20 protein-coding genes and 1 pseudogene are annotated in these 23,548 nt (G+C 74.6%); 10 read left to right on the top strand and 11 right to left on the bottom strand.

Annotated features, from left to right (window positions below; translation table 11 throughout):
* Positions 1 to 50 precede the first annotated feature (50 nt).
* Positions 51 to 1,445, bottom strand: coding sequence for an aminotransferase-like domain-containing protein (locus ACYP53_RS37365; RefSeq protein ID WP_459650665.1), 1,395 nt, complete (start codon positions 1,443 to 1,445; stop codon positions 51 to 53).
* Between the two features lie 100 nt (positions 1,446 to 1,545).
* On the opposite strand from ACYP53_RS37365, the gene ACYP53_RS37360 reads away from it, so the two are divergent.
* Positions 1,546 to 2,208: a LysE family translocator gene (locus ACYP53_RS37360; protein ID WP_459650664.1), complete on the top strand. Its 663-nt coding sequence runs from the start codon at positions 1,546 to 1,548 to the stop codon at positions 2,206 to 2,208.
* Between the two features lie 17 nt (positions 2,209 to 2,225).
* On the opposite strand, the gene ACYP53_RS37355 is transcribed toward ACYP53_RS37360, so the two are convergent.
* The 4 genes from ACYP53_RS37355 to ACYP53_RS37340 all read right to left on the bottom strand — a co-directional run bounded on the left by ACYP53_RS37355 (position 2,226) and on the right by ACYP53_RS37340 (position 5,201).
* On the bottom strand, positions 2,226 to 3,251 hold the full coding sequence (locus tag ACYP53_RS37355) for a serine hydrolase domain-containing protein (protein ID WP_459650663.1): 1,026 nt from the start codon (positions 3,249 to 3,251) through the stop codon (positions 2,226 to 2,228).
* Entirely contained in the window at positions 3,248 to 4,183 is a 936-nt protein-coding gene (locus ACYP53_RS37350; protein ID WP_459650662.1) for a DUF6895 family protein, read from the bottom strand. Before ACYP53_RS37350 ends, ACYP53_RS37355 begins: the two co-directional genes overlap by 4 nt.
* Entirely contained in the window at positions 4,180 to 4,914 is a 735-nt protein-coding gene (locus ACYP53_RS37345) for a hypothetical protein (protein WP_459650661.1), read from the bottom strand. Before ACYP53_RS37345 ends, ACYP53_RS37350 begins: the two co-directional genes overlap by 4 nt.
* A gap of 80 nt (positions 4,915 to 4,994) precedes the next feature.
* A complete protein-coding gene (locus ACYP53_RS37340; RefSeq protein WP_459650660.1) occupies positions 4,995 to 5,201 on the bottom strand; it encodes a hypothetical protein in 207 nt (68 codons plus the stop codon).
* Between the two features lie 155 nt (positions 5,202 to 5,356).
* On the opposite strand from ACYP53_RS37340, the gene ACYP53_RS37335 reads away from it, so the two are divergent.
* Positions 5,357 to 6,130 (top strand): SDR family NAD(P)-dependent oxidoreductase, encoded by a 774-nt coding sequence (locus ACYP53_RS37335; protein WP_459650659.1) that lies wholly within the window; start codon positions 5,357 to 5,359, stop codon positions 6,128 to 6,130.
* Positions 6,131 to 6,301: 171 nt separating this feature from the next.
* Positions 6,302 to 8,134 (top strand): ABC transporter ATP-binding protein, encoded by a 1,833-nt coding sequence (locus ACYP53_RS37330; protein WP_459650658.1) that lies wholly within the window; start codon positions 6,302 to 6,304, stop codon positions 8,132 to 8,134.
* Between the two features lie 116 nt (positions 8,135 to 8,250).
* Here ACYP53_RS37330 and ACYP53_RS37325 read toward each other — a convergent pair whose 3' ends face one another.
* Complete coding sequence (locus ACYP53_RS37325; RefSeq protein ID WP_189913780.1) at positions 8,251 to 8,919, bottom strand: lysophospholipid acyltransferase family protein; 669 nt, start codon at positions 8,917 to 8,919, stop codon at positions 8,251 to 8,253.
* 176 nt (positions 8,920 to 9,095) lie between these two features.
* On the opposite strand from ACYP53_RS37325, the gene ACYP53_RS37320 reads away from it, so the two are divergent.
* The gene (locus ACYP53_RS37320) at positions 9,096 to 9,308 is read left to right on the top strand and encodes an EF-hand domain-containing protein (RefSeq protein WP_189913779.1); all 213 of its coding nucleotides are present in this window, start codon (positions 9,096 to 9,098) and stop codon (positions 9,306 to 9,308) included.
* Between the two features lie 149 nt (positions 9,309 to 9,457).
* Here ACYP53_RS37320 and ACYP53_RS37315 read toward each other — a convergent pair whose 3' ends face one another.
* Positions 9,458 to 11,659, bottom strand: a complete 2,202-nt coding sequence (locus ACYP53_RS37315) for a bifunctional glycosyltransferase/CDP-glycerol:glycerophosphate glycerophosphotransferase (RefSeq protein ID WP_459650657.1) — start codon at positions 11,657 to 11,659, stop codon at positions 9,458 to 9,460.
* An 866-nt stretch (positions 11,660 to 12,525) separates the two neighbouring features.
* On the opposite strand from ACYP53_RS37315, the gene ACYP53_RS37310 reads away from it, so the two are divergent.
* Complete coding sequence (locus tag ACYP53_RS37310; RefSeq protein ID WP_189913777.1) at positions 12,526 to 12,792, top strand: hypothetical protein; 267 nt, start codon at positions 12,526 to 12,528, stop codon at positions 12,790 to 12,792.
* Positions 12,793 to 13,024: 232 nt separating this feature from the next.
* Positions 13,025 to 13,471: a YjbQ family protein gene (locus ACYP53_RS37305; protein ID WP_189913776.1), complete on the top strand. Its 447-nt coding sequence runs from the start codon at positions 13,025 to 13,027 to the stop codon at positions 13,469 to 13,471.
* 87 nt (positions 13,472 to 13,558) lie between these two features.
* Here the strand turns inward: ACYP53_RS37305 and ACYP53_RS37300 are convergent, their stop codons facing one another.
* Positions 13,559 to 14,110: a DUF1990 family protein gene (locus ACYP53_RS37300; RefSeq protein WP_189913775.1), complete on the bottom strand. Its 552-nt coding sequence runs from the start codon at positions 14,108 to 14,110 to the stop codon at positions 13,559 to 13,561.
* Between the two features lie 153 nt (positions 14,111 to 14,263).
* On the opposite strand from ACYP53_RS37300, the gene ACYP53_RS37295 reads away from it, so the two are divergent.
* Positions 14,264 to 14,482: a hypothetical protein gene (locus ACYP53_RS37295; protein WP_444542933.1), complete on the top strand. Its 219-nt coding sequence runs from the start codon at positions 14,264 to 14,266 to the stop codon at positions 14,480 to 14,482.
* A 57-nt stretch (positions 14,483 to 14,539) separates the two neighbouring features.
* Here ACYP53_RS37295 and ACYP53_RS37290 read toward each other — a convergent pair.
* Together ACYP53_RS37290 and ACYP53_RS37285 are read right to left on the bottom strand one after the other, a co-directional pair.
* Positions 14,540 to 17,580: pseudogene (locus ACYP53_RS37290) on the bottom strand (AAA family ATPase).
* Positions 17,577 to 18,746, bottom strand: coding sequence for an exonuclease SbcCD subunit D (locus ACYP53_RS37285; RefSeq protein WP_459650656.1), 1,170 nt, complete (start codon positions 18,744 to 18,746; stop codon positions 17,577 to 17,579). Before ACYP53_RS37285 ends, ACYP53_RS37290 begins: the two are co-directional and overlap by 4 nt.
* Positions 18,747 to 19,010: 264 nt before the next feature.
* Between ACYP53_RS37285 and ACYP53_RS37280 the strand changes: the two genes are divergently transcribed.
* From ACYP53_RS37280 to ACYP53_RS37270, 3 genes are all read left to right on the top strand, one after another.
* Positions 19,011 to 20,180 carry a hypothetical protein gene (locus ACYP53_RS37280; RefSeq protein ID WP_189913772.1) on the top strand — a complete coding sequence of 390 codons (1,170 nt, stop codon included), beginning with the start codon at positions 19,011 to 19,013 and terminating at the stop codon, positions 20,178 to 20,180.
* 324 nt (positions 20,181 to 20,504) lie between these two features.
* Positions 20,505 to 21,131, top strand: coding sequence for an NUDIX domain-containing protein (locus tag ACYP53_RS37275; protein ID WP_189913771.1), 627 nt, complete (start codon positions 20,505 to 20,507; stop codon positions 21,129 to 21,131).
* A 528-nt stretch (positions 21,132 to 21,659) separates the two neighbouring features.
* Positions 21,660 to 22,457, top strand: a complete 798-nt coding sequence (locus ACYP53_RS37270) for an SGNH/GDSL hydrolase family protein (RefSeq protein ID WP_189913770.1) — start codon at positions 21,660 to 21,662, stop codon at positions 22,455 to 22,457.
* 93 nt (positions 22,458 to 22,550) lie between these two features.
* Here the strand turns inward: ACYP53_RS37270 and ACYP53_RS37265 are convergent, their stop codons facing one another.
* Positions 22,551 to 23,525, bottom strand: a complete 975-nt coding sequence (locus tag ACYP53_RS37265; RefSeq protein ID WP_459650655.1) for a nitroreductase/quinone reductase family protein — start codon at positions 23,523 to 23,525, stop codon at positions 22,551 to 22,553.
* Between the last annotated feature and the right edge of the window lie 23 nt (positions 23,526 to 23,548).

Raw genomic sequence — 23,548 nt, 5'->3', positions numbered from 1 at the left:
AGCCGACGGATCACGGGTAACAGATGACAGCTGACAGACTTCAAAATCTGTTATCTGTCATCTGAAATCTGTCGGCTGTTACCTGTCATCCGTAGGCCGCCCGCCTCCCGCCTCCCGCCTCCCGGCGCCCCCGCCGCGATCCGCCCCAGCACCTCCAGTGCCCGCGCCAGCACCGGCAGCGGCGGAGAGGCCAGCCCGACCCGGACGGCCGACGGCGAGCGCCGGGGGTCCACGGCGAACGCCGTCGCCGGTGTGAGCGAGATCCCGGCGCGCGCCGCCGCCGCGACGAAGGTCTCCGCCCGCCAGGTCCCCGGCAGCTCCCACCACAGGTAGTACGAGCAGGGGTCGGCCCGCAGCCGCTGCCCCGCCAGCGCCTCGCGCGCCAGCAGCTGCCGGGCCGTCGCGTCGGCCCGCTTCGCCGCCTCGACCGTGGCCAGCGTGCCGTCCCCGATCCAGCGCACCGCCGCCTCCAGCGCGAAGCCGCTCGGCGCCCACCCGCCCGAGCGCAGGGCGCCCGCCACCCGCTCGCGCAGCCCGGCCGGGACGACCGCGAACCCGGTGGTCAGGCCGGGGGCCAGCCGCTTGGAGAGGCTGTCCACGAGGACGGTCCGCTCGGGTACGAGCGCGGCCAGCGGCGCCGCTTCGGGCCGCAGGAAGGACCAGATGGCGTCCTCGACCGCCGGCAGGTCGAGCCGTCGCAGCTCCGCCGCGAGGGCCACCGCCCGCTCGTGCGGCAGGCTCACCCCGAGCGGGTTCTGCAGTCGCGGCTGCACGTACACGGCGCGCAGCGGGGCGGCCCGGTGGGCGGCGGCGACGGCGTCCGGCAGCAGCCCGTGCTCGTCGACGGCGAGCGGTACCAGCCGGATGCCCAGCCGCTCGGCCACCGCCTTGACCACCGGATAGGTGAGCTCCTCGACCCCCAGCCGCTGCCCGGGCGGGACCAGTGCGGAGAGCGCCCCCGCGACGGCCTGCCGGCCGTTGCCCGCGAACAGCAGCTCCGGGCCGTCGACTTCCCAGGCGCCGGTCGAGAGCAGAGCCGCGAAGGCCCGCCGGGCCGCGCCCGTCCCGGCCGCGCCGACCGGCCGCAGCGCGTCCCCGAGCGCGTCGGCGCGCAGCAGCGGTGCCAGGCCGCCCGCCAGCAGTTCGGCCTGTCCGGGGACGGTGGGGTAGTTGAGCTCCAGGTCCACGGGCGCGACAGCCGGTTCGGCGAGTGGGACCCGTCCGCCGTCGGTCCGGTGCCCGGCCCGGACGAAGGTGCCGCGCCCGACCTCCCCGACGGTGAGCCCGCGGCGGACCAGTTCCCGGTAGACCCGGCCCGCCGTGGAGGCGGCGATGCCGCGGCTGCGGGCGAAGGCGCGCTGGGTGGGCAGCTGCTGGCCGGGTCGCAGCCGTCCGTCCGCGATGTCGGCGGCGACCTGGTCGGCGATCAGGCGGTAGTCGTCCATCGGTGCCGGGCCCTCCGTCGTGTCGTACCTCGGCTCGCACATTGCACCGAGTGCAAAGTCATCATTGCATCGAGCCGCTCGCCCGTCCTAGCCTCCTCGCATGAACGCGTTGACATCCGCCGTGGACGGCCACGCCGTGCTCGGCATAGCCGCGGTGGCCCTGGGCATGGTGCTCTCCCCGGGGCCCAACATGATCTACCTGGTCTCCCGCTCGATCGCGCAGGGCCGGCGCGCCGGGCTGATCTCGCTGCTCGGGGTCGGGGCCGGCTTCCTGGTCTACCTCGTCGCGGTCACGGCGGGGGTGGCGGCGGTGTTCTCGGTGGTGCCCGCGCTCTACACCGCGATCAAGCTGGCCGGCGCCGGCTACCTGTTCTGGCTGGCCTGGAAGGCGGTCAAGCCGGGCGGCACGGCGGTGTTCGCCCCGCAGCAGCTGCCGCCGGACCCGCCGCGCCGGCTGTTCGCGATGGGGTTCCTGACCTGCCTGCTCAACCCCAAGATCGCCATCATGTACATCTCGCTGCTGCCCCAGTTCGTGGCGCCGGAGCGCGGCCACGTCGCCCTGCAGAGCCTGCTGCTGGGTCTGGTCCAGATCGCGATCGCGGTCACCGTCAACGGCCTGATCGCGATGAGCGCGGGCAGCATCGCCGAGTTCCTCAACCGCCGCCCGGCCTGGCTGCGCGTCCAGCGCTACCTGATGGGCACCGTCCTCGCGGGCCTGGCCGTGCGCATCGCCGCCGACCGCGCCAAAGCCGTCACCGTCTAGGGCCTATCCGGCGGGTCCTAGCCGCCCCGGGCGACCGTCCGCAGCAGCTCGTACCCGGCCTGCACGAACCGCCCGTCGAGCGTCGGTCCGGTGTTGGCGAGCGCCGCGACCGCGGCCGAGTCCTGGGGGGAGAACCCGACGAAGGACGTGAACCCGCGGGTCGCTCCCGAGTGGAACCAGAGGTCGCGCCCGCTCGATCGGCGGTGGTTCCAGACAAGGCACAGCTCGTCGTCCGAGCGGGGCAGTCGCAGCCGAGGCCGCCGAACTTCTTGCACAGCTGCCCCCAACTCGGATCCCCGGCTGTCGAGATGGGCCAGCAGGTAGTGCAACAGGTCGGCCCCGCTCGCCCGTACAGCCGCTGCTCCCGGCAATCCGGGGATGTGCCAGGGCGGCAGCGCACGCTCGCGCCGGTACCCGATCGCCCGCCCCGGCGGGTCCGGTGCGCACGTCGTGGAGCGCAGCCCCAGTGGTCGGCAGATTCGCTTCGTGAGCAGTTCCTCGTACGGCAGCCCGCCGGTCTCGGCGAGCAGTCGGCCGAGCAGGCCGACTCCGTAGTTGGAGTACCAGTAGTGAGTACCGGGCTGTCGCCGTACGGTGGTTCGGGCCAACCCGGTGCGCAACTGCTCCTCCCCGAATGCGATGTACGGATCGCTGAACCAGGTCGGAGCGGCCCGAGCGACCAGGCCGGGCGGCAGTCGGGGCAGCCCCGCGGTGTGGGTGGCCAGGTGTAGCAGCCGGATCGGCTCGTCCGAACGCACCGCCGCAGGCCGCCAGTCGCGCGGCAGATGGCGCTCCACCGGGTCACCCAGGTCGAGTTCGCCGCGCGCGGTCATGTCCGCCAGGAGTAGCGCGGTGAACGTCTTCGTCACGGAACCGAGTTCGAAGACGGTGTCCGGCGTGCAGGCGGCCGCCCGTCCGCGCCCCAGTGATCCGTGGCAGCGCACCTCCTCCCGGCCCCCGTACGCGACGGCGACCGTGACGGCGGTGGCATACGGCTCGGCCGCCCGCACCGCCGCCGTGACCGCATCGTCCAGCCCGTTCACACGGCTGCCGCGCCGGCGCCCAGTGCCCGGGCCAGAGTGACGCTACCGGCCAGCACCGCCACCACGGCCGTGTGCTGGTGCTCCCGGAACGCCTCTTCGCGGTCGTCGGTCACCGGCTCGGCGCCGTCTCGCGGGACCAGCCCGTCGTCGCGTTGGACGGCGGCCAGGGTGTCCCAGCCCTGCCGGCCGGTGATCGGCTCGCCGACGCACGCGTCGACGATGAGGAGTTCGATGGCCAGATCCCATTGCCCGATCTCCAGCCAGATGTCGAGCCAGACCGGGAGCCAGTCGCGCACGTAGTCGCGCAATGGCTCGGGCAGGCCTTCCGGGTGGGCGCCCCAGTCGGTGAGGTGGAAGACGGTGTGGGTGATCTGGTAGGCGATCTCCCACTCGACGGCCCAGGGCTCGGGCCTGGCACCGAGCCAGGTGGCGTCCGCGAGCGCGGCCCAGTCCGGCTGGTGGCTGAGCCCCACCAGCCGCCGGGCGTTGGCGATGGCGAGCCGCCGGTTGGCCTGGATCTCGGTGGCGTGCGCGGCCCGCAGGCGGCTGACGGATTCGAGCAGTTCCTCCAGCGCGGGGTGCCGGTAGCCGGCCCTGGCGAAGTGGCCGTAGAGCTCCAGCGGGTCGCTCATCGTGACGTGCCGTAGCTGCCGCTCGTACAGCAGGTCGCCCTCGCGGACTTCCTGCCACGCGTGGTCGAGGAGTTCGCGGGCGGCCCGGGCTTCGGCGGGCCCGGCGACGCCGTCGCGCAGGACCACCGAGGCGACCAGGGCGAGCTCGCCGAGCGGCTTGTAGGCGTCGTTGGGGGTGGCGAGGTCGACGACGGTGTTGTCGGGGATCCGGCCGAGCCCGTCGCTGTGCGCGGCGTGCAGCCAGGCCATCGCGCGGGAGCCGAACTGCTGGGCGGTGGCGAGGACATGGGTGTCGGTCATCGAGTACGGCTCCGTTCGGCGTCCGACGGGCGGGAGCGGTCGAGCAGCAGGCGGGCGACGGCGAGTTCCAGTCCGGTGCGGGCGCTGCCGTCGCCGGCCAGGCGGATCCGGTCCAGTACGGGCTCGACCTCCAGTCGCGGCGGCAGGCCCTCGGCTCCGGCCCAGGCGAGCCAGCGGGCCAGCCGGGCGGCGGTGGTCAGGTCGCGGCGCAGCATCGAGCGGACGGTGCCGCGGGCGAGGGCCAGGGTGTGGGTACGGGCCGCCTCGTGCACCGGGCCGTCCAGCCCGGGCAGCGCGAGGACGGACAGCTGCGCCATCCGCACCGACCAGGCCTGCCAGCCCAGGGCCTCCGGGTCGGGCAGCGGTGCCGGCTGCGGCACGGCCTCCCCGTAAGGGGTGCGGGCGAGGAGCTGGCCGGCGGCCCAGTCCTGCCACCCGATCGCCAGTGCGGCCTGCTCGGACGGGGCCGCCGGGGTGGGGAACGTGTGTCGGGCCTCGGCCAGCAGGGCGGCCGCAGGGCCGTCGGGCTCGGCTCCGCCGAGCAACTGCGGGGCGAAGAGGTCCGCGCCGAGCAGCCGAACAGCGGCCAGCAGCGGGCGGGGCACGGGGATGTCCGGGTCCGCGAGTGCGGCCGCACCCCCGCCGTCCCGGAGGGCGTCGAGGGTTCGGCCGGCCACTCGCTCGACGGCCGCGGCGTACTCGTCGCGCAGCGACGTCTCGGCGAATGGCATCAGTGGGGTTCCTCCTTAGTGAAGCGGGCCGACCCGTATGTCGGGTCGGCCCGGTCATCACACGATGAGACCGTCCCGGTTCACCGGGTCGGCTTCTCCTTCGGCGGCTTCGGCGAGGCCAGGAGCAGCCCCAGCAGCAGGGCGGCACCAGCGGCCTCGGGCAGGTACGTGGGCGCGTCGGACACGACGGCCTCGTCCTCCACCATCAGGCTGGCTAGGGTGTCGGCCTCGGTCGACGTCGCGCTGCGTGACGCCGAGGCGGTTTCGGTCCGGAACTGAGTAAGCATCAGTTGTGCCTCCTCGTCTGGATGTCATCGTCCGGTCGGGCGATGCCCCTGTCCGACACTACGAGCACGATCTAACGGCTGCATCCGCAACCCCGTGAGCTGGGACGTTGCACTCGGTGTGGGCTCGACTGCGGCGAGTCGGTACGGTCAGGGGCATGACCACAGCCATGATCACCGGCGCGACCGCCGGCATCGGAGCCGCCTTCGCCCGCCGGCTCGCCCGCAGCGGCTACCAGCTCGTCCTGGTGGCGCGGGACGCCGAGCGCCTGGAGCGCGCCGCCGAGGACCTGCACACGAAGTACGGAGTCGAGACGGAGGTGCTGGCCGCCGACCTCGCGACCGACGACGGCATCGGGGCCGTGGAGGCCCGGCTCGCCGACTCCGCCCGCCCGGTCGACCTCCTGGTCAACAACGCCGGCTTCGGCAACAAAGGCGCCTTCGGGGCGGTCCCGCTGCAGGACGAGCTGGACATGCTGAAGGTGCACATCGAGGCGATCCTGCGGCTGACCACGGCCGCGCTGCCGGGGATGCGCGAGCGCGGGCGGGGCGCGATCGTCAACGTCGCCTCGGTGGCGGCCTTCCTGCCGCGCGGCACGTACGGGGCGAGCAAGGCCTGGGTGGTCAGCTTCACCCAGGGCGTGCTGCGCGACCTCGGGGGTACGGGCGTGCGGATGATGGCGCTCTGCCCGGGCTTCACCCGGACCGAGTTCCACGAGCGGGCGGGCATGGGCACCGGCAACATCCCGGCCTGGTCGTGGCTCTCCGCCGAGCGGGTGGTGGACGAGGCGATGCGCGACCTGGCCCGCGGGCGCTCGTTGTCGGTGCCGAGCAAGCGGTACAAGCTCGCGGTGGCGATCGCCAGGCTGCTGCCGTCCGGCAAGCTCGGGGGCGTGTCCTCCAAGGCGGCGCGCTCGTACCGGACGAACTGAGGCGCCCGGCGGCCGGGCGGAGGCGGCTTCCGGCGAGGGAATAGGGCCACCCTCACTATTAGCTTGCCTAACTATGAGCTACTCTCGCTATGCTGGCGTCCGCCCGGTCGCCGTACCCGCATCCGCGCCAGGCCCCGTACCTGGGCGCGCCCTACCCCGGGAGGCCCGTACTTGAGGCCCGCCATCAGCTGGACCCCGCCCGAGCGCGTCGAGGGCGAGCCCCGCCCGCCCGCCGAGTGGCGGCGCATCCTCGCGCTCTTCCGCCCGTACCGCGGCCGCCTCGGCGTGGTCGGGCTGCTGGTCGCCGCGTCCGCCGTGGTCTCGGTCGTCTCGCCGTTCCTGCTGAAGGCCGTCCTGGACACCGCCATCCCGCAGGGCCGCACCGGGCTGCTCAGCCTGCTCGCGCTCGGGATGATCCTCACCGCCGTGGTGAACAGCGTCTTCAACGTCCTGCAGACGCTGATCTCCACCACCGTCGGCCAGCGCGTGATGCACGACCTGCGCACCGCCGTCTACGGGCACCTGCAGCGGCAGTCGCTCGCCTTCTTCACCCGCACCCGCACCGGTGAGGTGCAGTCCCGGATCGCCAACGACATCGGCGGCATGCAGTCCACGGTGACCTCCACCGCGACCAGCCTGGTCTCCAACCTCACCGCGGTGGTCGCCTCCGTGGTGGCCATGGTCGCCCTCGACTGGCGGCTCACCGTCATCTCCCTGGTCCTGCTCCCGCTGTTCGTCTGGATCAGCCGCCGGGTCGGCCAGGAGCGCAAGAAGATCACCACCGAGCGGCAGAAGCAGCTGGCCGCGATGAGCTCGGCCGTCCAGGAGTCGCTCTCGGTCAGCGGCATCCTGCTCGGCCGCACCATGGGCCGCTCCGACTCGCTCGCCCGCGAGTTCACCGAGCAGTCCGACCAGCTCGCCGACCTGGAGGTCCGGGCCAGCATGGCCGGGCGCTGGCGGATGAACACCATCCAGATCGTGATGGCCGCGATGCCCGCGCTGATCTACTGGGCGGCCGGGCTGACCTCCGCCGCCGGCGCGCCGATCGTCTCGACCGGCACCCTGATCGCCTTCGTCACCCTCCAGCTGGGCCTGTTCCGCCCCACTGTCAGCCTGCTGTCCACCGGCGTGGACGTGCAGACCTCACTCGCGCTCTTCCAGCGCATCTTCGAGTACCTCGACCTGCCGGTGGAGATCGCCGAGCCGGCCGACCCGGTCACCCTGACCGACATCCGCGGCGAGGTCCGCTTCGAGGGCGTCGACTTCCGCTACGACCCCGCGCAGGAGCGCCCGACCCTCGCCGGCGTCGGCCTCGTCGTCCCGGCCGGCAGCTCGCTGGCCGTGGTCGGCGAGACGGGCTCGGGCAAGACCACCCTCAGCTACCTCGTCCCGCGGCTGTACGACGTCACCGGCGGCAGGGTCACCCTGGACGGCGTCGACGTGCGCGCGCTCTCCTTCGACACCCTGGCCCGCGCGGTCGGCGTGGTCTCCCAGGAGACCTACCTCTTCCACGCCTCGGTCGCCGAGAACCTGCGCTTCGCCAAGCCCGGCGCCGACCACGCCGAACTGGTCGAGGCCGCCCGGGCCGCGCAGATCCACGACACCATCGCCGCCCTGCCGGACGGCTACGACACCCTGGTCGGCGAGCGCGGCTACCGCTTCTCCGGCGGCGAGAAGCAGCGCCTGGCGCTCGCCCGGACGATCCTGCGCAACCCGCCGGTGCTCATCCTCGACGAGGCCACCAGCGCGCTCGACAACCGCACCGAACGCGCCGTCCAGCAGGCCGTGGACACCCTGGCCGCCGGCCGGACCACCATCACCATCGCGCACCGGCTCTCCACCGTCCGCGCCGCCGACCAGATCGCCGTCCTGGACCGCGGCGAGGTGGTCGAACTCGGCACCCACGAGGAGCTGGTGGAACTGGACGGCCGGTACGCGGCCCTGCTGCGCCGGGAGGCACCGGAGGCGGCCGCCCTGCCGGAGGCCGCCCTCGGGCACGTCTGAGCGGGCCGGGTTCCTCCTGTGGTCGGGCTCGACGTGCGGTCGGGCCCGACGTGCGGCCGGGTCCGACCTGCGGCCGGGCTCGATGACCTACGGCCGCGGCCGGGCCCGTCCCGCGGTCAGGCCGCCTTCGGCGCCTCGTTGTAGCTCTCGGCGACCTCCTGGCCGGAGAGCCGCTGGATCGCCGCCATCACCTCGTCGGTGACCTGTCGACGGGCCTTCAGCGAGCGGGCCTGCCCGTGCAGCTCGTCGAAGTGCAGCGGCTCGCCGAAGCGGACCGTCACCTTCTTGAGCCGCGGCACCCGCTTGCCCACCGGCAGGATCTGCTCCGGGCCCTCCAGCGCCACCGGCACCACCGGCACGCCCGCGGTCAGCGCGAGCCAGGCGACGCCCGTCTTGCCCCGGTAGAGGCGGCCGTCCAGGGAGCGGGTGCCCTCGGGGTAGATGCCGAAGGCCTTGCCGTCCTCCAGGATCTCCAGCGCCGACTCCAGGGAGGCCTGAGCGGAACGGTAGGTGCCGCGCTCGACCGGAACCGCGCCGATCGCCTCGAAGAAGTCCTTGGAGAGCTTGCCCTTGAGCCCGGTGCCGGTGAAGTACTCGGCCTTGGCGAGGAAGTGGACCCGGCGCGGGGCGGTCAGCGGGATCACCACGCTGTCGATGAACGACAGGTGGTTGCTGGCCAGGATCACCCCGCCCTTGCGCGGAACGTTCTCGACCCCCTCGATGACCGGCCGCCAGATTCCCCGCGAAACCGGTTTCAGCACCAGCTTGGTGACGAGGTCGAGCACGATTCCCTCCCTGGACGAACAACCGCCCGGGAGGTGCCCGGGCCCGCGATCAGATCCGCAGACTACGACACCCACCCCCGCGCCCGTCCACTCCCGCCCACCGTGGCGAACACCACGGCCGGGTAGGGTACCGCCGTCCGAACAGAGCAACACCCCGCAGTACCCAGGAGGGCACGATGGAGAGCACCGAGGCGATCAAGGCCATGTTCGACCGTTACGACGAGGACGGCGACGGCAAGATCACCGCGGCCGAGTACGCGCTGGCGGCCAACGAGATGGGCGACCACGGCGTCACCATCTCGATGGCCGAGGCGCTGATCCACAACATGGACACCAACCACGACGGCGTCCTGACCTTCGAGGAGTTCCTGGCCGCCCGCCGGCGCTGAGCCGCGCCGACGGGGCCGGTCGCCGTACCGGCGGCACCGGCCCCGTCCGGAGGCCCACCCGGAGGCCCGTCCGGAGGCTCACCCGGAGGCCCGTCCGGAAAGTTTCAGGAGAGCCCCGGCGGAGCCCCCGGGGAGAACCCCTTCGGCTGCTACGGCTGCTCCACCGGGAACACCCGGCGCACCACCCGCTCCGCCGCCCCGCCGTCGTCCCAGACGCAGAACTTGGCCCGGAACCGCGCCCGCGCCCCCGGCGCCGGATCGCCGGCCAGCAGCGCCCGCGCCAGCTCGTCCGCGGTCTCGGTGACCGCGCCCGGCGGCTCCGCGAACAGGTCGAAGTAGACGCCGCGCTCCTGCTGGTACTCCTCCCAGTCCGGCGCGAAGATCACCACCGGCCGGTCCAGCACCGCGTAGTCGAACATCATCGACGAGTAGTCCGTCACCAGCACGTCCGCCGCGAGGTAGAGGTCCTCGACGGTCGGGTGCGCGGAGACGTCGACGATCGCCGCCGCCTCCCCGTCGGCCGTCAGGTCGCCCGGCCCGCCGGTGTGGAAGTAGTGCGTGCGCACCAGCAGGGTGAAGTCGGGGCCCAGCCGCCGGGCCAGCTCGGTCACCTCCAGCAGCGGCACGTAGCCGCCCTTGCCGCCGCGGTGGGTCGGCGCGTACAGCACGGCCCGCGTCCCCGGCCGCAGCCCCAGCCGCTCGCGCACCGCCCGCACCTCGGCCGGGGTGGCGTCGGCCAGCCGGTCGTTGCGCGGGTAGCCGGTGTCCAGCATCTCGTACCGGCCGGGGAAGGCCCGGGCGAAGTGCTCGCTGGTGTGCGGGTTGGGGGAGACCAGGAAGTCCCAGCGGTCGATGGCCTCCTGGAGCAGGTCGAAATCCATCCCCTCCGCCGCCGCGGGGCGGTCGCGCAGGTCCATGCCCATGGCCTTGAGCGGGGTGCCGTGCTGCGTCTGGACGTGCACCGAGCCGGGCCGCTTGACCATCGTGCGCGGGAAGTTGACGTTGTTGACGAAGTACTTGGCGGTCGCCATCGTCCTGAGGTACGCGGGGGTGTTGACGATCACGTACGGCACCCCGGGCGGCAGCGTGGCGGCCTGCCGGCGGTTCTCCACCACCCAGACGCCCCGGATCCGCGGCGCGAGCTCCTTCGCCTTCTCGTAGATCGCCGCCGGGCTGCACGCGTAACCCCGGTGCCAGTACGCGGCGTAGACCGCCAGGTGCTCGTCCAGCGGCAGCCGGCGGAAGGCGTTGTACGCGGTGAACCGGGCGCCGCTGCGCATCCCCTTCTTCACCGCGGGCGCCACCGCCCGTGCCCCGCGCTTGAGTTCGCGCGGCAGCCGCCCGGTGCGGCGCAGCTCGGCGTACGCGATCCGGGCGCCGCGCGCGGCCAGCCGGTACTGCACGCCGCGCACCCCGCCGGGATAGCGGTAGCCGGCCGGGCGGTGGCGGTCGAAGTGCCGGGCGATCCGCTGGAAGAACTCCCGGCGCCGGTCGGCGGGGACCAGCCCGGGGGTGTCGTAGACGTTGAGGGCCTGGCGGACGGTCCGGTCGAAGACCAGGGTGCGCAGCGACTCCGGGACGGGCCGGCCGGGACGGTCCGGGCGGTCCAGGAAGGCGAAGATCGCGTCGTACTGGGCGAAGACGTCGGCGTGCTTGGGGGACGCGGTGGCGGTGATCGCGCCGTCCCGGCCGCGCCGGTAGTTGTAGCAGGGGCGGTCGAGGTAGCGCAGCCGCTCGGCGGCCAGCAGCGCGGGGTAGGTGACCGAGATGTCCTCGTAGTAGCCGCGGCCGAAGGAGACGCCGAGGCCGTCCAGGAAGTCCCTGCGGAACACCTTGTTCCAGACCGACATCACGGTCTGGAACAGCGCCGGATGCTCGGCCAGGGTGCAGCCCTCGACCAGGGGGGAGCCGGTCAGCACGTGCCGCCAGGGGTTGGACTCCGTCCCGCCGTCCGGATAGACGTGGGTGAAGTCGGTGATCAGCACGTCGGCGGGGGTCTCGCGGCGGCGCTCCTGCGCCAGCTCGTCGAGGATGACGCTGACGGTCCGCTCCGGCACCCAGTCGTCGCTGTCCAGGAACCACACGTACTGGCCGCGGGCCTGCGGCAGGGCGGCGGTGCGGGCGCCGCCGAGGCCCTGGTTCTCGGTGAGGTGCATCACCCGCAGCCGGGGGTCGCGGGCCGCGTAGGCGTCCAGGATCGCGCCGGAGCCGTCGGGGGAGAGGTCGTCGACCGCGATGACCTCGAAGCGGGACTCCAGGGCGGGGGTGTCGCCGAGGATCGAGTCGAGGCAGCGGGGCAGATACCGCTCCACGCCGTGGACCGGGAGCACGATGCTGAGGAGGAGGGACACGCTGGCCGAGTCTACCGATCCACCAGGTGCGACCTGCGCGGACGTCCGGTCCGGGGGCCTCGAGGGGCTGCGGTCGCTTCCGGAGGGCTCCGGGGCTTCGCCGCGGGGAGGACCGGAGGAGGCGGGGGAAGCGGGGAAACCGGCGTGGACCCGGAACCGCCGGTGCCGGGCCCCTCGCGGGGCGGCACCGGCAGTCAGGTGGCGGCCCGGCCGACCCTCTACGGCCGGCCGCCTGTCCGGGCACCGCGCGAGCCTGGCCACCGCAGCGTCGAGGCGGCCGGGCAGTGGCTCGCGGGAGCCGGAGTCTTTCCATCATTCTTCATCAATCGAACACACGCCTGGTGCGGTGCGGGCACTGGCGGGTGCAATCAGATATTGCTTGGAGCTTTGACGGGAGTCAATCCCTCGAATGTGTTCACTTCATGAAGTCATCCGGACTCGGGCCGGAGCCGGGTGGGAGCGGGGCGCCCTCGGGCCGGGCTCGAAGATCACTTTGTCGATCTGGCGGCTGTCCCCTATATGGGTCGTCCGCGCGGGCCTCTGTACGGGTCCTCGGGGAGGGGGTCGCCGGGGTGTGCGCGGGCGCCCCGGCCGCTGCCGGGCCGGACGCCGCCGCAGCGCCCCCGTGCGCCGGGCGCGTGCCGCGCGGGCGGGCGCCGGGCCCGCACCTCCTGGCCCTGCTGACGGATGGCGGGTCGTGCACCATCATTGATGCCTAGTCGTGATTCGGCCGGGTGGCCCCTGGTGCATCGTCAGTTGACGCCGCACGGTACGGTGGCACAACACCAGGACGGTTGCGCGAAGGCCGTCTGTCACGGATAGTCTTCGCCTCACGGCCCTGGCGCCTCGTAGGGGTGGGAAAACTGATGGAACACATGCAAGTGCGGACTCGGCCCCGTGTGCCGGCGATCCAGTGCGGTGTCGGCACGACCGGCCGCCGGATCGAGCGACACCTGGCCGTGCTCGGCGCGCCCGCACTCTCGGCGGTGGAAACCGCCGAGGCGCTCGGGCTGATAAGGGAGCTGACGCCGCGCGGCGCCGAGGTCCCGACGACCCGTCGTCGCCACACCAGGATCTCGCTGCTGACGCCGCTGCGTCGGCTGCGGCGCAGCCTCTTCGGCGGGCGCGGCTAGGGGCTGCTCGCCCCGGTCGTCGTCAGTCGTCGTCCCGTCCTGGTCGGGAGCAGACCCGGTGGACCGTCCGGTCCGCCGGGTCATTGGCGTGTCCGGGCGGACGCCGTGGCGGAGGCGGTCCCGGGCCCCGCGCCGTGGTCCGAACCTTGCACCCTATGCGAGCTCGCCTCCTTGGCAGGCCGAGTCGGCGAGGCAGTACGCCGAGCCCCCTGAGCTGGGCCAGGATGGCGCCATGGCGGACAACAACCACTCCAGCCCGACCGACCGGTTCCAGACCACCACCTTCGAGATCACCACCGGCAGCCGCGAGGTCGCCCTCGACATCACCGACCGCTGCGCCGCGTTCCTCGACGAGCGCGCCGCCGGCCGCGACGGCCTGCTCAACGTCTTCGTCCCGCACGCCACCGCCGGGATCGCCGTCCTGGAGACCGGCTCCGGCAGCGACGACGACCTCCTCGCCACCCTGCGCGAGCTGCTCCCGGCCGACGACCGCTGGCGCCACCGGCACGGCAGCCCCGGGCACGGCCGGGACCACGTGGTGCCCGGACTGGTCGCCCCACACGCCACCCTGCCGGTGCTCGGCGGCCAACTCGCGCTCGGCGTCTGGCAGTCCGTGGTGCTGGTCGACACCAACGGGGACAATCCGCGGCGTACCGTCCGGCTGTCGTTCCTGGGCTGATCCCGGCCGGGCGGGTGCGCTGCTCCGCCGGTGCGCGGCGGTGCCCGCCGGTTGCCGGTTGCCGACGTACCGGCTCCTGGCTCCCGGCTACCGGCCGACGTGCGCGGACACCGCCACGAGGTAGCGCTCGATCGCCAGGTACTGGCAGAGCAGTGCGACCGGCCGGCCCAGGCGCGCGTACCAGGCGGACAGCCGGGAGAACGCGGTGACCTCGAACCACACCTCCCCCTCGGCGTCCATCGAGACCAGGAACGCCTCCTCACCGCACTCGGGGTGCCCGGGCAGCGTGCCGTACGCGAAGCCGATCCGGTCCGGCTCGTCCACCGTCCACACCACCCGGCAGGGGATCACCAGCCGCGGCCAGTGGGTCCCGGGCAGGCGCAGCCGCAGCAGCACCGTCTCCCCGTCCCGGGCCGGGCCGCCGGGGAAGACCGCGAACCCGGTGCCCGACTGGCTGCCCCAGCCCAGCACGTACCGCCCGGCCCGCTCCAGCACCTCCGGCCCGTGCCCGAGGTGCACCCGCCGCCGCAGGTGCGCGTACCCGTCCGGCAGCCGTCCGCCCCGGGTGGCGCCCACCTCGGGGTACGAGGGGGCGGTGGTACGGGCGGCGCGCAGGCGCTGGTGCAGGTCGGTGGCCATGCCGGTCACGCTAGCCGTCGGCCGGAACGGCGTGACCGGCGGGTCGGTGCGGTCCGGTGGGTCGGCCGGGTTCGGGCGGGTCGGTGGGATCGGGCCGGGACCGCCTTGCGGTGGGGCGGAGCGGCGGAGTAGGAAGGCGGCATGAGCGACAGCATGACGAACGAGTCCACCGCGGTCTGCGAGCTCGCCTCCGAACTCGCCTCCGAGGGCGGCGCCGAGGCGGCGCTGCGGCACGATCCCGCGGCGACCGGGCCGCTCGCCGACTGCGTGCTGTGCGGCGAGCCGACCGAGCTGCCCGCCGACCAGCCGGGCAGCACGCTCTGCCCGGTGTGCGCCTGGCAGCAGGCGCAGCGGATCGCCTGCTCGGGCTGATACCCCTCTGCTACCCCTCCGCGGCCGACGGTCGACTGCCTGGTGGACCGGCCGGCGCTACGCGTCCTCCCGCCCGGCCAGGGCCAGGGTCGAGCCGCGCCGGCCCTTGCGGACCAGCAGCTGGGCCGGGATGCGGCTGCGCAGATCGCCGACGTGGCTGACGATGCCGACCGCCCGGTCCCGCTCGCGCAGGCCGTCGAGGACGTCCATCACCTCCTCCAGGGACTGCTCGTCGAGGGTGCCGAAGCCCTCGTCGATGAACAGGGTGTCCAGCGGCATGCCGCCGGCCTCGTCGGTCACCACGTCGGCCAGGCCCAGGGCCAGGGAGAGCGAGGCGAAGAAGCTCTCGCCGCCGGAGAGGGTCGCGGTGTCCCGCTCGGTGCCCGTCCAGGCGTCCACCACCCGCAGGGCGAGGCCCGAGCGACGGGTGCCGGTGCCCCGGTCGTCGCTGTGCACCAGGGTGTAGCGGCCGCCGGACATCCGGACCAGCCGGTCGCTGGCCGCCGCCGCGACCTGCTCCAGCCGGGCCGCCAGGACGTAGGACTCCAGGCGCATCCGCAGCCGGTTCTCGGCGGAGGTGCCGGCGGCCAGTGTGGCGAGCCGGTTGATCCGCCCGTACCGGTCCAGCGCCGGGGCCAGCTCGGCGGCGAGCGCGGCCAGCTGCCGGCCGATCGCGGCCAGTGCCCCGCACCGCTCGTGGGCGGCCGCCCGGCGGCGTGCGCCTGCCCGAGCCGGTCGGTGGCGGCGCGGAGCGCGTCCGCGGCGGCGGGCAGGTCGGCCGGTGGCCGGGCCGCGGCCCCGGCCAGCTCCGGGAGGTCCAGCTCGCGCCGGACGGCGGCGGTCTCCGCGCGGTGCCGCTCCAGCCGGGCCTCCAGCCGCTCGCGCTCCTCGCGGGGCAGCAGCACCGCGAGCGCCGCCCCGGCGTCCGGGAAGCCCGCCGCGGTGGCGGCCTTGCCGAGTTCCGCCTCGGCCTCGTCGAGCCGGGCCGCCGTCTCCGCGCGGGCCCGGACGGCGGCGGCCGCGGCGGCGACCCGCTCGGTGAGCCCGGCCAGGGCCGCGGCCCGGTCGGCGACGGAGGCGGCCTCCCCGCGGGCGGCGGCCACCCGGGCGGTCAGCGACTCCCGCTCGGTCTCGAGCGCCTGCAGCCGGTCGGTGAGGACCGCGGCGCGCTCCTTCGCCTCGCGCAGCTCCTCACCGCGGCGGGTGCGGTCCCGGGACAGCCGGGCGATCTCCTGCTCGATCCGGCCGAGCGCCTCCGCCGTGTGCCGGGCCTCGCGGTGCTCGCGCTCCAGCTCGGCGAGGGCCCCGGCGAGCGCGTCCGCGGTGTCCGGCCCGGCCGCGCCGGCCGCGGTGGCCTCGCGCATCCGCAGGGCGGTGAGTGCCCGGTCGGCTTCCGTCCAGGCCTGTTCGGCGGCGGCCTGGGCGAGGCGGGCCCGCTCCTCGTCCTCGGCGCCGACCCGGCCGCCGGGCGCCACCTCGGCGGGCGCCGGGTGCTCCGGCGAACCGCAGACCCGGCAGGCCTCGCCCGAGCGCAACTGCTCGGCCAGCTCCGCGGCCATGCCCGTCAGCCGGCGGTCCCGCAGGTCCAGGCCGTGCTCGCGGGCGTCCAGCGCGGCGGTGCGCAGCCCGGCGACCCGCGGCTCGGCCGCCGCGATCCCGGCGCGCAGGCCGTCGCGCTCCCGGGCCGCCGCCAGCCGGGCGGCCGACTCGGTGCGCAGCCCGTCCAGCCGCTCGACCGCGGCCGTCGCCGCCAGGGCCCCGGCGTGCCGCTCCTCCAGGCGGCGCAGCTCGCCGTCGAACTCGGCCAGCCAGTCCTCGGCCTCCTCGGCCAGGGTCTCGGCGGCGCTCCGGTCGGTCGTCAGGGAGCGCTGCTCGCGGGCGAGTTCGGTACAGCGCCGCTCCTCCGCCCGGGCCGCCTCCAGTCGGACCACCTCGGCCCGCAGCTCCAGCTCGGCCTCGGCCAGCTCGGCGGCGCCGGCCGCCTCGAACCGCCGGCCCTCCGCGCCCGGGGCGGCGGCCAGCGCCGCGCGGTGCCGGTCCTGCGCCGCCCGCGCGCGGCGCAGCGCCTCGGCCGCCGTCTCCCGCAGCCGCAGCGCGGACTCGACCCCGACGGCCTCCTGCGCGGCGGCCAGCCGCTGCCGGTCCCGCGCCGCGTCGGGCTCGAACCCGGCCAGCCGTTCGGCCCGGTCCAGCGCCTCCCGGTGCCGGCGCTGCCGCCCGGCCAGCTCCTCGGCTGCCTCGCGCTGCCGCTGGGCCGCGCGCTGCCCGGCCTCGGCACCCGCGAGCGCCGACTCCGCGACGGCGAGCTGCTCGGCCGCGCCGCTGCGCAGGACCGCGGCCCAGCCGAGCACGTCGGCGGTCGGCCCGGCCTCGCCCTCCCCGTCCACGGCCCAGCCCCCGGCAGGCTCGGCGTCCGGACCGGCCGCCTGCTCGGCCTTGCCGATGAGGTCGCGCAGCCGGCGCCGGCCGGACTGGACCTCCGCCTCCTGGGCGCGTCGCTGCTCGGCCAGCCAGTCCTCGACGAACCGGTACCGCTCGGTGTCGAACAGCCGCCGCAGCAGCTTGCCGCGCTCCTCCGAGTCGGCCTTGAGGAAGCGGGCGAAGTCGCCCTGCGGCAGCAGCACCACCTGGCAGAACTGCTCCCGGTTCATGCCGATCAGCCGGAGGATCTCCTCCCCGACCTCCTGGTGCGACTTGCTGAGGCCCCGCCAGCCGGGCGTGCCGTCGCCCGTGTCGGGGACCCACTCGCGCAGCAGGGTCTGGGCCCGCTCGACGGTGGTGCCGGTGCCGACCTTCTTCGGCCGGCGCTGCTCCGGCAGCCGGGTGATCTGCAGCCGCCGCCCGCCGAGGGTCAGCTCCAGGCGCACCTCGGTCAGCCGCTTCGGGTCGGCGTGGTCGCTGCGCAGCCGGTTGGCGCGGCGGGCGCCCGGCGTCTCGCCGTACAGGGCGAAGCAGACCGCGTCCAGCACGCTGCTCTTGCCCGCGCCCGTCGCGCCGCGCAGCAGGAACAGCCCGCCGGCGGCGAGCGCGTCGAAGTCCACCGTCTCGGAGCCCGCGAACGGGCCGAAGGCGGTGACGGTGAGCCGGTGCAGCCTCATCGGGGCAGGTCCGCCTTCCGGTCGGTGGTCTCCCGGACGCGCTCGAAGCCCTCGCGCAGCCAGCCGAGCTCGTCCGGGCCCGGCTCGGCGCCCGGGCGGACGTGCCGCAGGAAGCCCTCGGCGATCTCCAGGTCCCCCCGGCCGCTCACCCGCGCCGCGTACGAGGGGGAGGACCCGGCCTCCGGCTCCTCGGGGTCGAAGAGCAGCTGCAGGGTGTGCGGGAAGCGGCGGCGCAGCTTCTCCATCGGCTCGCTCGGGCGGGCCGCGTCGGTGAGCGTGGCCTGCACCCAGGCCTGCTCGTGCTCGGCGTACGCCTCGTCGGTGAGCAGGGCGTCGAGGGTGTCGCGCAGGGTGGCGAGCCGGCGCGGCTCGGGGCAGGGGACGCGCTCGGCGGCCACCGAGCCGTCGGCGGCGAGGTCGACCAGCCACATGCTCTTGCGCTGGTGCACCTCGGAGAAGGAGTAGGCGAGCGGGGAGCCGCTGTAGCGCAGGTGCAGGGCGAGCGTCTGGCAGCCGTGCAGGTGGCCGAGCGCGACGTAGTGCACCCCGTCGAACACCTCGGCCGGCACCGCGGCGACGCCGCCGACCGCGATGTCCCGCTCGCTGTCGCTGGGCGCGCCGCCGGTGACGAAGGCGTGCGCCAGCACCACCGCCCGCGTCCCGGCCGGGCGCGCGGCGAGGTCGGCCCGCACCTCGTCCATCGCGGCGCCGAGCACCGCCGCGTGGCCGCCCTTCGCCAGCCCGAATCGCTCGCGCACCAGCGTCGGCTCCAGGTAGGGCAGCCCGTACACCGCCACCGGCCCGTGCTCGTCGGCCAGCACCACGGGCGCGGCGCACTGGCCCGGATCCGTCCGCAGGTGGATCCCGGCCCGCCCGATCAGGCCCGCCCCGACCCCGAGGCGGCGGGCCGAGTCGTGGTTGCCGCTGATGAAGACCGTCGGCACCCCGAGGTCCGCCAGCCGGTGCAGCACGTCGTCGAACAGCGCGACCGCCTCCAGGCCCGGCAGGGCCCGGTCGTAGACGTCCCCCGCGACCAGCACGGCGTCCACGGCCTCGGCCCGGACCACCTCCACCAGGTGGTCCAGGAAGGCGCGCTGGGCGTCGTGAAGGCTCTCCCGGTGGAACGAGCGCCCGAGATGCCAGTCGGAGGTATGCAGCAGTCGCATGGTCCCCGACCCTAACGCGCGGCACTGACAATCCCGCGTGGACCGGTGGAGGCATGCGTCTCACGGGTACCTGGCGGCACCGCCGTTCCCGGGTGCCCCGGCGGTCGACGGGGCGGCGCCGGGCCCGCTGTTCGATTACCAGGAGTGCATTGTCAGTGGCTCTGTGTATGTTCCTCGATGTCGGCGGCTCCGGTGTTCGGGGCGGCCGGTGCCGACGGGTGTCGGGTGCGCGGGGAAGAGGACGAGCGAGGAAGAGGAGGGGCCATGGCTGCCGTGCGGGAGTTGGTGCGTGTGGTGGTGGGTGCCGCGGGGCGGCGCCGGCGGGTGCTGGTGCTGGCCGGCCGAAAGCAGGGGAGCGGTGCCGGTGCGGCGCCGGGCGGCGGGCCCGGCGGGGCCGCGCCGCCCGGGGGCGGGCGACCGCCCGGCGGGCGCGCGGGCGGACGGGGTGCGGGCGGAGGGGGAGCGCGGGCCCGGCAGGACGGGCGGGCCCGGGGCGCGCCGCCGCCGCAGCCGGTCGCGGTGGCGCTGGCCGTGGCGGCCGGGGACTTCGCGGGGCTCGCGCGGTACGGGCTGTTCGGCGGGCTCGGCCACCGGGACTACCTGCGGCGGGCGGAGGAGCAGCTGACGGCCCTGCACCGGCAGGGCCTGGAGGTGCACCTGCGGGTCCTGGACGCGGACGACTTCGAGGACTACTGCGAGGCGGTCGGCCTCGATCCCCGGACGGCGGCGGCCCGGGTCGCCTACGCGGGCGATCCCGAGCTCGCCGGGGAGCCGTTCGTCTACGCGGGGGAGCGGCTGGCCGAGCTGCTGCCGGTGCTGATGGACGACCACCGGGCGCGGGTGCGGATGTCCGTGGCCTGCGCGGCCCTGCTGGACGCCGTCGGCGACGACCCGGCCGGGCAGCGCCGGATGGCGGCGGTGATGCGGTACGTCACCTCGGTGTTCCTGGCGCTGGCCGAGGGCGCGGGGGAGGGCTGCCACCTGCTGACGCTGCGCTGCCACGGCCCCGAGGACGGCGAGGAGCTCACCTCCGCGGTGGACGTCTGCGTGGAGGAGGGGCGGCTGTACCCCGCCGGGCGGGACACCGAGGCGTTCTGCGTCACGCTGGCGGCGGGCGTGGCCGCCGGCGGGGAGGGGGCGCTGCTGCTGCACGGCGATCCGGAGACGAGCGGCCGGGCCGACCCGAGGCCCGGCGGGCCGGGGGAGCACCGCCCCGGGGATCCCCCGGACGACGGCGCCCCGGCCCGGCCGCCGGTCCGCGGCTGGGCGCTGGTCGGCGGGCGGCTGCGGCCGATGACGGCGCACGAGGTGTTCGACGAACTCGCCGACGACGCCGCGCGCGGGATGCCGTTCCCGCCGGGCGTGGACCCGCGGCCGGGGTTCCCGCTGCCGGGCTTCCCCGGGCCCGGGGACGGGGGTGCGCCGCTGGGATGATCAGGGCGTTCGCCGGCTCCGCGTCCACCATGCGGCGCTGGGGACTGTTCATCGACCGCCTGTTCGGGGAAGATTCGGAGAAGATCAACAGCAGGAGCGCGCGGTACCCCACGCCGCCGCTCCCGCCGCTCCGCTCCGTACCGCGCCCTGCAGGTCCCCTCCGCGCACCGCCGGTCCGGCGAGCCCGACAGCGAGAGGGGGACGCATGAGCGAGCGGCGCGAGCTCGGTACTGGGGGGTGCGCCGGAGTCCCTGCCGCACCCGCCGGACCTGCCGTACCCGCCGGATCCACCGGCGCCTCGGCCGAGCACGGCGGGGCCAGAGCATGAGCCCGATCGAGTACAGCGCGGAGATCGCCGAACTGCTCGGGAAGGTGCGGCGGCGTCCCACGGCGGGCTGGCCGTGGCGGCCGGGCGAGCAGGTGCCCGACGGGCTGCCGGTCAAGCAGTCCTGGGGGTGGCTGTTCGCCCCGGACGGGCGGGTGCTGACCCTGGTGAACCCCAAGGACGGGATCTGCTCGCTGCCCGGCGGCTCGCTGGAGCCGGAGGACACCTGGGACCCGGCGGCCGCCCTGGCCAGGGAGGCCGCCGAGGAGGCGCAGGCGGTGATCGGCCGGCCGTACTACCTCGGCTACCTCTACGACCGGGTCGGTTCGGCGAACGGCGGGCACGAGTGCGCGCGGGTCCGGATGGCGGCGGCGCTGCGGTCGGTCGGTCCGAGCGTCGCCGACCCTGCCTCGGGCCGGCACTACCGGCGCCTGCTGGTCGCGCCGGGGCTCGCCGTCGAGCTGCTGGGCTGGGGCGCGCCCGGCCTGCGCCAGGCCCGGGCGGCGGTCGCCACTGCCGTCCGCTGGCTCGGCGTGCCCGCCGCCGCGAACGAGGCGATCGAGGAGCTTCCGGTCGGCGGCTGCACGGTCTCCCCGGGCGCCGTGTACCCGGGCGTGCGGGGCTGATCCGGGGGCGGGTCCGACTCCGGATCTGAAGGCGGCTCACACGGCGCCCACCCGTGCCCGTTCAGTCCGTGTGCGCCGTTCGGGCCCACGCGTCCGCCCGTCCGGGCGGATCCGCGCCCGCCGCCTCCCCGCGCCCGTCGTGGCCTCCTCGCGCTCGCCGCGGTCTCCTCGCGCCCGTTGTGGTCTCTCCGCGCTCGCCGCGGTCTCCGCGTGCTCGCCGTCGCGCTCTCGCCCGGGCGGCCGGCCCGGCTCGAAACTGACTCAACGGTGGTCGGACAACGACTCCAGGTTTACCGCTCCCTTAACTAGCGCAAGTTGCCGGTCTACGCGCAAAGCGCTACGCGCGTCCGAGCGCACCGGGGCTGACCAGTGTGAACTCACTTGCTGTTGGCGGCAGTTCACCTCTGAGTTATCAGACGGTCCGTCAATATCCTTGGCATGAGCGCTTCCGGGTTCCGCTACCGCCTGGTATCACTTCTGTGACCCACGCCACGCCCCCACCCCCCCACCCCCCACCCTGGAGGTGTCATGATCCGCCCCGCCCGTGCCCTGTCCATCGCCGCGATTGCGGCAGGCCTCACCATGACCACGCTCTTCGCCGCCTCGTCCGCCAATGCGGCCGGTGTCAACTACGTGGCCCTCGGTGACTCGTACTCCTCCGGTGTCGGCGCCGGCAGCTACCTGAGCGACAGTGGCAGCTGCAAGCGCAGCACCAACGCGTACGCGTACCTCTGGAAGAACGCGCACTCGCCGTCCTCCTTCAAGTTCGTCGCCTGTTCGGGCGCCAGGACCGGCGACATCCTGAACAACCAGATCTCCGCCCTGGACTCCGGCACCACGCTGGTCAGCATCTCGGTAGGCGGCAACGACGCCGGCTTCGCCGACACCATGCAGACCTGTGTCCTGGGCTCCGACAGCTCGTGCCTCAGCGCCGTCAACACCGCCAAGAACTACGCGCTCAACACCCTGCCCGGCCAGCTGGACACGGTGTACTCCGCCATCAAGTCCAAGGCGCCGAACGCCCACGTCGTGGTGATGGGCTACCCGCACATCTACAAGGTCGGCGGTGACTGCGTCTTCGGCATCGGCGACACCAAGCGTGCCGCCATCAACAGCGCCGCGGACACCCTGGACGGCGTCCTCGCCAAGCGCGCCGCCAACGCCGGCTTCACCTTCGGCGACGTCCGCAGCATCTTCACCGGCCACGAGATCTGCGGCAACCTCACCACCTGGCTGAACAGCACCACCCTGCCGATCGACGAGAGCTACCACCCGAAGGCGGCCGGCCAGTCCGGCGGCTACCTCCCGGTGTTCTCGCAGTCGTAACGGTCCGTCGGACCTCGTCCGACACCACCGCACGGACGGTGCCGCCGCCCCCTCCAGAGGCAACAGGAGGGGACGGCGGCAACGCCGTTTCCGCTACCGGGCCGGGGCGGGACGCGGCGGGGCAGCCCGGGTCGGGTCAGTCCGGGCCGGGGCGGGCCCGGTCGGGCCGGGTCCCGTCGGCGGGAAGGGGATGGCGGCAAGGACCGGCAACAACTCCGCCTCCTCGTGGTCGAGGTGCGCCTCCAGTTCGGCCGACATCCGGTCCAGCTCGGTGCGCAGCCGCCGCGGCTCGGTGATCTCGATCCCGGCCAGCAGCGCCACCAGCTCCTCCTTGATCCGCCCGATCGCCCGGTGCTCCTCGTCGAGCCGCGCGAGCACGTCGGCCAGTTCCGGGTGGCTGCGGGCGAGGGCGGGGAATACGGCGTTGTCCTCGCCGGTGTGGTGGTGCGTCAGCCCGTCGCAGAACGCCAGGCAGTGCTGCCGCAGCTGCAGTCCGAGCCCGGCCGGTCGGCCGGGGGTGTGGGCGTGCGCCTCCTCCCGGACGTGGCGCAGTTGTGCGCGCAGCCAGGTGTGCGCCTCCAGTAGCTTGTCGGCGAGGGTGCGCACCACCGGTGCCGCGGCGTCGGGCGTGGCTCCGGGGGCGGCGTCGGGCCGTTCCCGTTCCAGGACGACGACCGGCAACTCGCCTTCGGTCCTTGCCTGGTAGTCGCCGTACCCGGGGGCCGCGCGGACGACGGCGGTGAACAGCCGCTCGCGGCGGTCGCCCTCGGCGGGGACGGCGATCGCGTCGAACGCGTCGGTGCCGAGCTCGACCCGGACCACCGGGTGGGTCAGCAGGTTGCGGTACCACTGCGGGTGGTCCGGTGCCCCGGCGGCGGAGGCGACGACCAGGAGCCGGCCCTCCGCCCGGACGTACCCGAGCGGCACGGTGTGCGGCCGTCCGGACCGGGCCCCGGTGGTGGTGAGCAGCAGCAGGTCGCCGCCCTCGAACGGGCCGCCGACCCGCCCGCCATTGGCGCGGAACTCTTCGATGACGGTCAGATTGAAGGAATTGAAAGACATGGGCATGCGTGTGTGGTGGGTTCTCCGTA

This window comes from Kitasatospora sp. Ki12 (assembly GCF_054601375.1).
This window is presented reverse-complemented; position numbering and strand designations above follow the sequence as displayed.

Coding starts and splice junctions, on each gene's coding strand:
- ACYP53_RS37300 (WP_189913775.1), bottom strand. CDS start 14,110: ATGGCCACCGACCTGCACCAGCGCCTGCGCGCCGCCCGTACCACCGCC.
- ACYP53_RS37280 (WP_189913772.1), top strand. CDS start 19,011: ATGGCTGCCGTGCGGGAGTTGGTGCGTGTGGTGGTGGGTGCCGCGGGG.
- ACYP53_RS37320 (WP_189913779.1), top strand. CDS start 9,096: ATGGAGAGCACCGAGGCGATCAAGGCCATGTTCGACCGTTACGACGAG.
- ACYP53_RS37270 (WP_189913770.1), top strand. CDS start 21,660: ATGATCCGCCCCGCCCGTGCCCTGTCCATCGCCGCGATTGCGGCAGGC.
- ACYP53_RS37265 (WP_459650655.1), bottom strand. CDS start 23,525: ATGCCCATGTCTTTCAATTCCTTCAATCTGACCGTCATCGAAGAGTTC.
- ACYP53_RS37335 (WP_459650659.1), top strand. CDS start 5,357: ATGACCACAGCCATGATCACCGGCGCGACCGCCGGCATCGGAGCCGCC.
- ACYP53_RS37365 (WP_459650665.1), bottom strand. CDS start 1,445: ATGGACGACTACCGCCTGATCGCCGACCAGGTCGCCGCCGACATCGCG.
- ACYP53_RS37285 (WP_459650656.1), bottom strand. CDS start 18,746: ATGCGACTGCTGCATACCTCCGACTGGCATCTCGGGCGCTCGTTCCAC.
- ACYP53_RS37340 (WP_459650660.1), bottom strand. CDS start 5,201: ATGCTTACTCAGTTCCGGACCGAAACCGCCTCGGCGTCACGCAGCGCG.
- ACYP53_RS37345 (WP_459650661.1), bottom strand. CDS start 4,914: ATGCCATTCGCCGAGACGTCGCTGCGCGACGAGTACGCCGCGGCCGTC.
- ACYP53_RS37360 (WP_459650664.1), top strand. CDS start 1,546: ATGAACGCGTTGACATCCGCCGTGGACGGCCACGCCGTGCTCGGCATA.
- ACYP53_RS37275 (WP_189913771.1), top strand. CDS start 20,505: ATGAGCCCGATCGAGTACAGCGCGGAGATCGCCGAACTGCTCGGGAAG.
- ACYP53_RS37350 (WP_459650662.1), bottom strand. CDS start 4,183: ATGACCGACACCCATGTCCTCGCCACCGCCCAGCAGTTCGGCTCCCGC.
- ACYP53_RS37310 (WP_189913777.1), top strand. CDS start 12,526: ATGGAACACATGCAAGTGCGGACTCGGCCCCGTGTGCCGGCGATCCAG.
- ACYP53_RS37305 (WP_189913776.1), top strand. CDS start 13,025: ATGGCGGACAACAACCACTCCAGCCCGACCGACCGGTTCCAGACCACC.
- ACYP53_RS37295 (WP_444542933.1), top strand. CDS start 14,264: ATGACGAACGAGTCCACCGCGGTCTGCGAGCTCGCCTCCGAACTCGCC.